Origin of the sequence: Streptomyces spiralis, assembly GCF_014654675.1 — a bacterium.
Classification (GTDB): Bacteria; Actinomycetota; Actinomycetes; order Streptomycetales; family Streptomycetaceae; genus Streptomyces; species Streptomyces spiralis.
On the sequence record NZ_BNBC01000100.1, the window covers coordinates 1263 to 9930 of the forward strand.

Here is an 8668-nt window from a genome sequence, read left to right on the forward strand (position 1 = left end):
TGCCGGTCCTCGGTAGGAGCGAACAGGGTGCCGGTGAACAGCACGAAGCCGTCCGGGTACTGGTGGTGTGCACCGTGCGTGGCGGCGACCAGGTCCAGTACGTCGCGGCTGATCTCGCGCATGGAGCTGCTGCCGTGCAGGACGTAGCCGTCCGTGCCGTCGACCCGCAGGTCGATGTCGAGCGCGCGTACGGTGTCGAGGTCGAAGCCGTCGTCGAGCAGGCGGACGAACGGGCCGATCGCGCAGGAGGCGTTGTTGTCCTTGGCCCGGGACAACAGCAGCGCGCTGCGTCCCTCGATGTCGCGGAGGTTGACGTCGTTGCCCAGCGTCGCGCCGCGTACCCGACCGCGCGAGTCCACGACGAGGACGACCTCGGGCTCGGGGTTGTTCCACACCGAGGCGCCGAGCACTCCGATGTCGGCACCGGTGCCGACCGCGGACAGTACCGGGGCCTTGGTGAACACCTCCGGGTCCGGCCCGATGCCGACCTCCAGATACTGCGACCACAGCCCTTCGGAGATCAGCAGTTCCTTGGCCTTGGCGGCCTCCGGCGATCCGGGGCGGATGCCGTCGAGCGCGCCACCCACGATCTGCCCGATGAGCGCCCGCACCCGGGCGGCCTGTGCCGGGTCGCCGCCCGTGCGCTCCTCGATGACGCGCTCCAGCAGACTTCGGGCGAAGGTGACACCCGCGGCCTTGATCACCTGTAGATCGATGGGGGCGAGCAGATGCGCGACGTCACGGCGGTCGGCCGGGGCTTGAAGCAGTTCGTCGAGGCGCCAGGTGTGTCCGCCGTCGGCCTCGCGGACAACCGTCGCCGCGTCGTCGCGTTCCAGCAGGTCGGAGACGGTGGGTGCGATGGCTGTCAGGTCGACGACATGCTCGCCGCGCACCGCGGCCACGCACGGTCCGTCCCACTCCGGGTGGTGGACACGTGCGACAAGGGCGGCCTGGCCGACGTCCTCCGGCACGACGGAGGCGGCTGTGAGGACCGGATGCGGGCGCGTTGCTGCCGATTCCACGATCGATGCTCTCCTGGATTCGAGGGTTCGGTCACAGGGGGCGGACTCAGTGGGAGTCGCGGGGGACTTCGTGGCCGCGGCTTCCGCGCAGGAAGCCGAAGTCGGCGCCCTTGTCGGCCTGTTCGACGTTCTGGGTGTAGAGCCAGGCGTAGCCGCTGGTGTGGCGCTCGGCGGGGGCCTTCCACGCCTCCCGGCGGCGCACCAGCTCGGCTTCGTCGACGTCCAGATGCAGGGTGCGGTTCGGGACGTCGAGGACGATCGGGTCCCCGTCGCGCACCAGCGCGAGGGGTCCGCCGACGGCGGCCTCGGGTGCGACGTGCAGTACCACGGTCCCGTATCCGGTGCCGCTCATACGGCCGTCGCAGATGCGCACCATGTCCGTGACACCTGCCTTCAACAGCTTGGCGGGCAGCGGGACGTTGGAGACCTCGGGCATGCCGGGGTAACCCTTGGGGCCGGCGTTGCGGATGACGATCACAGTGTTCTCGTCGACGTCGAGATCCGGGTCGTCGGCGACCTCGTGATAAGCCTCGGGAGAGTCGAAGACGAGCGCGGGGCCGCGGTGGTCGAGCAGGTGCGGCGACGCGGCGGACTGCTTGATCACCGCGCCGTCGGGGCACAGGTTTCCGCGCAGCACGGCGGTACCGGTGCCGGCCGGCTGGAACGGGGCGCCGAGGCCCGTGATCACGTCGGAGTCGACGCGCTCGGCGTTCTCGACGTTCTCGGCGATGCCGCGTCCGGTGACGGTGATCTGCTCGCCGTGCAGCAGCCGACCACGGAGCAGCTCGGCCATGACGGCCGGCAGGCCACCGGCGTAGCAGAAGTCCTCCATCAGGTACTTGCCGCTGGGCATCAGATTGACCAGGGTCGGCACCTCGCGGGCCAGGGCGTCGAAGTCCTCCAAGCTCAGGTCGACACCGACGCGTCCGGCGATGGCGGTGAGATGGATGATGGCGTTGGTGGAGCCGCCTATGGCCGCGTTGACCCGAATGGCGTTCTCGAATGCCTCCCGCGTGAGGATCCGCGAGGGGCGCAGCTCCTCTTCCACCATCCGCACGATGCGCTGCCCCGCCGCCTGCGCGGTCTCCATCCGCCGGGAATCGACGGCTGGCCAGGCGGCCGAGCCCGGAAGCTGCATGCCGAGCGCCTCGGCCATGCAGGCCATCGTGGAGGCGGTCCCCATCGTCATGCAGTGACCGTTGGAGCGGGCCATGCAGCCTTCGGCGAAGAAGCACTCCTCCTCGGTCATCCGGCCGGTCTTCAGGTCCTCCTCGAACTTCCACACATGGGTCCCCGACCCCACGTCCTGGCCCCGGTACTTGCCGTTGAGCATCGGCCCGCCGGTGACCATGACGGCGGGCAGGTCGACACTGGCCGCACCCATCAGCATCGCGGGCGTCGTCTTGTCACAGCCGGACAGCAGCACCACCCCGTCGAGCGGATTCGCTCGGATGAGCTCCTCGACCTCCATGGCCATCAGGTTTCGGTACAGCATGGCGGTGGGGCGCATCAGCGTCTCGCCGGTGGCCATGGTGGGGAACTGGAGCGGGAAGCCGCCCGCCTGCCACACACCGCGCTTGACGGCTTCGGCCACACGTGTCAAGTGGGCGTTGCACGGGGCGAGTTCGGAGGCGCTGGTCGCGATGCCGATGACAGGGCGCCCGTCGAACACCTCGTGCCCGAACCCCTGGTTGCGCATCCAGGAGCGGTACAGCATCCCGCCGCGGCCACTCGCACCGAACCATGCCTGGCTGCGGCGGCTCGTCTTGTTCCCGTCGGTCATGTAGGTACTCCCGTGGCTCTCGCTCGGCTGGTTCGCGGTGGGGCAATGTCGGGTGAGTGAGGACCCGCAGGCTGTAGCCTGGGAGGCAATCATTAAATGATTCGATGAATGGCGTCCAGGGGGGAAGCGGAGATCGTGGTGCACTTTCCGACCATGCATGAGCGTGTGGTCGACGAACTCGGCCGCCGCATCGTGGGCGGAGTGTGGGAACCGGGGCATCCGCTGCCGGTCGAGGACCTGCTCGCGACCGAGATAGGAGTCAGCCGGGGCGTGTTGCGGGAGGCGGTCAAGGCTCTGGTGGCCAAGGGGATGCTGCGTGTACGCCCGCGCACCGGCACGCGCGTATTGCCCCCGGAGCACTGGAACCACCTGGACCGTGACGTACTGCGCTGGAAACAGGCCGGGGACGCCACGGCACTGCTGCGCGACACGAGTGAACTGCGCCGGATCGTCGAGCCCGAGGCAGCCCGGCTCGCCGCCGACCGGGCTGGCCCCGACGACGTACGAGCCCTGTACGACGCCCTGGCCGCTATGGAGACCGCAGCGGCGGAACCCGGCCGCAGCGGCTATGTCGAGGCCGACATCGCCTTCCACCGGGCCCTGTTGGACGCCGGCGGCAACCGTCTGCTCGGCTCACTGGGCCGCGCCATCGCCATCGCGCTGGAACACAGCTTCCGCGTCAGCACCCAGACCCCGGGCGCGGTGGAAGCCTCGCTGCCCGGCCACCGCGCCATCGTGGATGCCGTGGCGGCCGGCGATCCCGCGGCAGCGGCGGCCGCCGTACTGACCGTCGTCGAAGCGGCCGAAAAGGAGATCACCCGGTCACCGGGACTTTCCCAGGATCCCGGGTGAGACGGCACAGCAGGGTCAGTTGCTGGACGATCGGCTGGTCCTCGGCCAGGCGCAGCTGCCTGGAGCGCGACGCGTACGGCGGCCATGGCCCGCGGTCAGCATGCCCGCCCCCGCGGTCCTCGGCCCCCGTCCCGGTCTCCGGTCAGGCCGCTGCGGCGTCCTCACCGGCCAGGAACGGACGCAGCAGCGTGAGCAGGGCGCGCGGCCGGTGCAGCGGGATGATGTGGCCGCAGTCTTCCATGACGTGTCCGGTGAGATCGTCGGTGACCGGGCGGAGCTGGCGTTCCAGTGCAGCACCGACGGGCCGGGCGCCCAGCGCCATCGTCGGTACTGTCAGGCGGGCCGTGGTGACTGCCTGCTCGATCTGTGCCGCGCTCTCGGGCATGGCCCGGTAGTACGAGAATGCGCGGCTCAACGCCTGTCGGCCGGTGTATGCACGGACGAAGGCGTCGCGAATGGTGGGGCGTACCCCGTCGCCGAGCGTGCCCGCGCGCAGAAACCAGTCGACGTAGTCGGCCTCGTGGCCCTCCAGCACGGTCTCGGCGAGGCCGTGCGCGGCGGAATGGAAGCCGAACCACCACGGCGGCCCGTCGGCGAGGAAGTCCTCGGCACCGGGCAGCCTGCCCAACAGGGACTCCATGACGACCAGGCGCCGCACGAGACGGGGGCGGCGCAGGGCAACGAGGAAGGCCGGAGGGGCACCGGCGTCGATGCCCACCACCGCGGCCGAGGACACGCCCAGCGCGGCAAGAAGCCCCGCGGCGTCCTCGGCCAGGGTGCCTGCGTCGTACCCGGAGGCGGCCCGGCTGCTCGCGCCGAACCCGCGCAGGTCCGGCGCGATGACGCGGTAGCGGCCGGACAGATCGGCCATGACGTCCGTCCACACCTGCCAGGTGTGCGGGAAGCCGTGCAGCAGCAGTACGGCCGGGCCGGACCCGGCGAGGGCGACGTTCAGTTCGACACCGTTGACGGGGACGCGTCGCAGCTCGGGCATGGGTGACCCTCCGAATTCGTGGTGAACGATGGTGACAACGTCACGGTAGGGAACTAACCTGGTCCACCCAAGACGGCACTTTCGAATCAGGTGGTGAGCCCGGGGTGACCACGTCGGGGACCAGCGGTCGTCACCAGCGGCCCGGTGAGCGCGGTGACCTGATGGATCCGCGCTGCCCTACTCGTCGGCTGCTCGACCGCATCGGCACCAAGTGGACGTCGATGGTGGTGAAGGTGCTGGCCGAGGAGGCTCCGGACGAGCTGCGCTTCGCGGAACTCCAGCGTCGTATCCCGGGTATCTCGCAGAAGATGCTGTCCACCACCCTGCAGAGCCTGGTGCGTGACGGCCTGGTCACACGCCGCGTGGAACCCACCGTGCCGCCTGCCGTCCACTACCGGCTCACCGACCTCGGCCTGTCCCTGGAAAGTCCGCTCGCCGCACTGCGGGTCTGGGCCGAGACACACATGACAGAGATCGACCGCAACAACCGGCTCGCCGACGAGGCACCCGCCCGCTAGGCAGCCCCGGAACTCGGCCGTTTGCCCGTCCTGATGTACGACTTCGCCTGGCCGGTGACTGGCGTGCAGGCCTCCCTCTCGCGCACGGTACAGGCTGGCCAAAGCACGGGGAACGACACGATGACCCTGGACTCCGATGTGCGGGATGTCCGGACAGCCACGGAATCGCCAGCCGGCCGATGTACTGCTCAGAAACCTCCTCCCATGCCTTGACCGGACGTCCGATCCCGCGGCTCTCCGCCGGTCGATCACGGTCGTTGTCCGAGGTGGCCGGTTGACATATTTCGGACCGGTGTGAGGCTGAGGGAGACACGGTTCCGCCGTTGGGTCACGTAGAGCCCGACAATGCCGCCCACCGGGTCCAGTCACCCACCAGTTCGCGGCGGCGACAGATGAACATAATCCCTGCTCCGCAGGGGGACAGCTCCGGGACGCGAAGTGAGGCGATCGAATGGGCCGGGCTCCCGAGGTGGCCGTGGTAGGAGCCGGCATCGTCGGACTCTGCACCGCCTATGCACTGGCCGAACGCGGAACGATGGCGCGGGTCTACGAAAGCGGCGTTCCAGGCCACGGACAGTCCAGTGGTCAGTCCCGCATATTCCGCCACGCGCACGACGACGCCCGCCTGGTTGAATTCACCCGGCAGGGCCGCACCATCTGGAACGAGTGGGCCGACCGGTTGGGCGCCGAACTGATCTCCCAGGACGGAGTGGTCGCCCTGGGCGGTCCCGTTCCTGGGAGACTGCGCATTCTGCAGGATGTCGGCGGCATACCGGTCCGGACTGTGGACAGCGCCGAGCTTCACGCCCGCATGCCGCTGCTCGCCGACTACCGCGGTCCCGCGATGCTCGATGAGGACGGTGGCGCCATCCGTACCCGTGTCGCGGTCGAAAGCCTGGCCGACGCGCTGGGTGACTCTGTGGCCACCGACGAGGTCATCTCGCTGCATCCGACGGGCCGCGGCACGGTGGAGGTGCTCAGCACCGTCGGCCGTGAGGAGTACGCAACGGCCGTGGTGTGCGCGGGCCTGGGCACGGCGCGGCTGGCGCGCAACGTGGGGCTTTCGCTCCCCATACGGCCGGCAGCCCACGTCCGCCTCACCTTCCAGGTCAGGGGAGCGCCCCCGGAACGGGTCGCCTGCCTGCAGGACAGCAGCGGCGACTTCGGGGAGGTCGGCGTCTACGCAGCCCCCTACCCCGGCAACAGCCGATATGCGGTGGGCCTCAGCCAAACGGTCGAGGTGCGGGAGGACGGCAGCTTTGCGGACCCCGAAGCACTGGTGGCGCTCAACGACCGCGCCCGCGCGTACGTCTCCCGCGCATTGCCCGGCCTCGACCCCGAGCCCGTCGAGTACCTGCACTGCTGGGTGACAAGCCTGCCGTGGAGCGAAGACGGCATGGCGGTCTGGGAAGCCGACAGGATCTTTTTCACCGCCGGGCACAACCTGTTCAAACAGGCACCTCGACTGGGACGGGCATTGGCCAGCGCGGCCATGGCCGAAGAACTCGAGGAGAACCTGCGGCCAGCGGCAGCACTCGGCCAGCCCCGCTGACCGCCCAAACAGTCGGCGCATCCCGCTCCGGCGACGTGGTACCTACGAGGGGCGAGGAAGCCGGTACGCCCGGCCTGATCTGCAGCACGACCTGAGATGTATGTCGTGGTGCAGTTGGTGGTTGGCAGTCTTGGCCACCGTTACATCCGGGAGGAAGCCATGGCGGATCCGCGGACGGTCGTCCTTCCCTGCGGGGTTGGGGTCCCGGCGCTCGGTCAGGGCACCTGGGGGATGGGCGAGGATCCCGGACACCGCTCGGCGGAGGTGTCGGCCCTGCGCGCCGGGCTGGACCTGGGGATGACCCTCGTCGACACCGCGGAGATGTACGGGGACGGCGCGGCGGAGGAAGTGGTGGCCGAGGCGGTGGCCGGCCGGCGGGACGAGGTCTTCCTGGTCAGCAAGGTGCTCCCCACCCATGCGGACGCCGGTGGAGTGCCCGAGGCATGCCGGGGGAGCCTGCGTCGTCTGCGCACGGACCGGATCGACCTGTACCTGCTGCACTGGCGTGGAGCCGTGCCGCTGGAGGAGACGGTCGAGGCGTTCGAGTCCCTGGTGCGGGAGGGCGCCATCCGCTCCTGGGGGGTGAGCAACCTGGACGTGGATGATCTCGCGGACCTGCCGCCCGGAGCCGGGCCGCAGACCGACCAGGTGCTGTACAACCTCAGCCGCCGAGGGCCTGAGTACAGTCTGCTGCCCAGGTGCCGTGAACTGTCGATCCCCGTCATGGCGTACTCGCCGGTCGAGCAGGGCCGTCTGCTCGGCCACACGGCGGTGCGGGACGTGGCAGCCGCCCACGGTGCGACGCCCGCGCAGATCGCCCTGGCCTGGGTCCTGCGGCACGAGGACGTCATCGCGATCCCGAAGGCGTCCTCCAGCGCGCACGTCGAGGAGAACAGAGCGGCTCTGGAGGTGGACCTGACCGCCGAGGACCTCGCGACCCTGGACCGGGCGTTCCCGCCGCCGAGGAGCAAACGGCCGCTGGAGATGCTGTGACCCCCTGCAGCGCGCCCGACCGGGCTCCACCCGGAGCCGGTGGCCGGACCTCACCGGTGGCGGCAGAGGGCGTCGTACTGTTCCTGCAAGGCGGGGGACATCGCGACGCGGCGCTCTTCGAGGAGACTGCAGGACATGACCTCTCCGTCCGTTGCCCAGCTAGGCGCCGGAGACCGGGCGGCCGGCATGGGCGAACTGCTCGACGATGGCGACGCAGAAGGCCGGCAGGTCCGCGGGCGACTGGCTCGAGGTGAACTGGCCGTCGATGACAACCTCCTCGTCGACGACCTCGGCTCCTGCATTACGCAGATCCGTGCGCGTCAAGCGGGTCCGCCGTCCGCCCTGCCGGGCCGGACGCCGTTCGTCGGCCGGCTATGTCCGGGGGAGCAGGCGGACGGCGGCCCAGAGGGTCCTTACTGTTTGTGGCCGTTGCCGTGTCCGTCGGGATGCAGGACGACCTTGGTCCAGCCCTCGTCACGGGCGTCGAAGTGCTCGTAGGCGGTGGGGGCCTCGTCCAGGCTGAGCTCGTGGGAGACGACGAAACTCGGCTTCGCCCTCCCGCCGGCGATCAGGTCCCGCAGCGCCCGGTTGTACCTCTTCACCGGCGCCTGACCGGTCCCCATGTGCTGGCCCTTGAACCACATCATCCCGAAGTCGATCGGAACCTTGCCCTGAGCTTCCAGCTCCCCCTGGGCCTCCGCGCCGCCGGGGTCCTGGGGCATGAAAACGCCCACCACGCCGATGTCGCCCGTGAACCTGACCGAGTCGATCAGTCCGTTGAGCGTGAGGCTGGCGTCCTCGTGTCCCTGGGGGTCGTGCGCCTGGTAGCCGACGCATTCGCAGCCGTTGTCGGCGCCCAGACCGAGGGTGGCCTCCCTGACGACCTCAGCCGGGTCCTGCTCGGCGGTGTTGATCGGGATGGCCCCGATCTCCTCCGCCTTGCGCAGCCGGTCG

Annotated in this window: 8 protein-coding genes and 1 pseudogene; 4 read left to right on the forward strand and 5 right to left on the reverse strand. The window is 69.8% G+C overall.

The window, feature by feature from the left end; translation table 11 throughout:
- Together IE318_RS43620 and IE318_RS43625 are read right to left on the reverse strand one after the other, a co-directional pair.
- Window positions 1-1022, reverse strand: a 1022-nt coding sequence (locus IE318_RS43620) for a fumarylacetoacetate hydrolase family protein (protein WP_229904204.1), incomplete at its 3' end; no start/stop codon positions are given.
- Window positions 1023-1068: 46 nt separating this feature from the next.
- Window positions 1069-2805 (reverse strand): IlvD/Edd family dehydratase, encoded by a 1737-nt coding sequence (locus IE318_RS43625; protein WP_189908374.1) that lies wholly within the window; start codon window positions 2803-2805, stop codon window positions 1069-1071.
- 108 nt (window positions 2806-2913) lie between these two features.
- On the opposite strand from IE318_RS43625, the gene IE318_RS43630 reads away from it, so the two are divergent.
- Window positions 2914-3657: a FadR/GntR family transcriptional regulator gene (locus IE318_RS43630; protein WP_189908375.1), complete on the forward strand. Its 744-nt coding sequence runs from the start codon at window positions 2914-2916 to the stop codon at window positions 3655-3657.
- Between the two features lie 142 nt (window positions 3658-3799).
- Here IE318_RS43630 and IE318_RS43635 read toward each other — a convergent pair whose 3' ends face one another.
- A complete protein-coding gene (locus tag IE318_RS43635) occupies window positions 3800-4651 on the reverse strand; it encodes an alpha/beta fold hydrolase (protein ID WP_189908376.1) in 852 nt (283 codons plus the stop codon).
- Window positions 4652-4812: 161 nt separating this feature from the next.
- On the opposite strand from IE318_RS43635, the gene IE318_RS43640 reads away from it, so the two are divergent.
- The 3 genes from IE318_RS43640 to IE318_RS43650 all read left to right on the forward strand — a co-directional run bounded on the left by IE318_RS43640 (window position 4813) and on the right by IE318_RS43650 (window position 7714).
- Window positions 4813-5169 (forward strand): winged helix-turn-helix transcriptional regulator, encoded by a 357-nt coding sequence (locus tag IE318_RS43640; protein WP_189908381.1) that lies wholly within the window; start codon window positions 4813-4815, stop codon window positions 5167-5169.
- Window positions 5170-5638: 469 nt separating this feature from the next.
- Window positions 5639-6721 (forward strand): NAD(P)/FAD-dependent oxidoreductase, encoded by a 1083-nt coding sequence (locus IE318_RS43645; RefSeq protein ID WP_229904205.1) that lies wholly within the window; start codon window positions 5639-5641, stop codon window positions 6719-6721.
- Window positions 6722-6880: 159 nt separating this feature from the next.
- Complete coding sequence (locus IE318_RS43650) at window positions 6881-7714, forward strand: aldo/keto reductase (RefSeq protein WP_189908378.1); 834 nt, start codon at window positions 6881-6883, stop codon at window positions 7712-7714.
- Between the two features lie 159 nt (window positions 7715-7873).
- Here the strand turns inward: IE318_RS43650 and IE318_RS43655 are convergent.
- Window positions 7874-8032, reverse strand: a pseudogene (locus IE318_RS43655) (DJ-1/PfpI family protein); the annotation flags it as partial.
- Between the two features lie 95 nt (window positions 8033-8127).
- On the reverse strand, window positions 8128-8668 hold a 541-nt coding region (locus IE318_RS43660), incomplete at its 5' end, for an MDR/zinc-dependent alcohol dehydrogenase-like family protein (protein WP_506005427.1).

Excerpts from the sequence above, each read along its gene's own strand:
- IE318_RS43625 (WP_189908374.1), bottom strand. The coding sequence starts at position 2,805 with ATGACCGACGGGAACAAGACGAGCCGCCGCAGCCAGGCATGGTTCGGT.
- IE318_RS43630 (WP_189908375.1), top strand. The coding sequence starts at position 2,914 with ATGGCGTCCAGGGGGGAAGCGGAGATCGTGGTGCACTTTCCGACCATG.
- IE318_RS43640 (WP_189908381.1), top strand. The coding sequence starts at position 4,813 with ATGGATCCGCGCTGCCCTACTCGTCGGCTGCTCGACCGCATCGGCACC.
- IE318_RS43635 (WP_189908376.1), bottom strand. The coding sequence starts at position 4,651 with ATGCCCGAGCTGCGACGCGTCCCCGTCAACGGTGTCGAACTGAACGTC.
- IE318_RS43650 (WP_189908378.1), top strand. The coding sequence starts at position 6,881 with ATGGCGGATCCGCGGACGGTCGTCCTTCCCTGCGGGGTTGGGGTCCCG.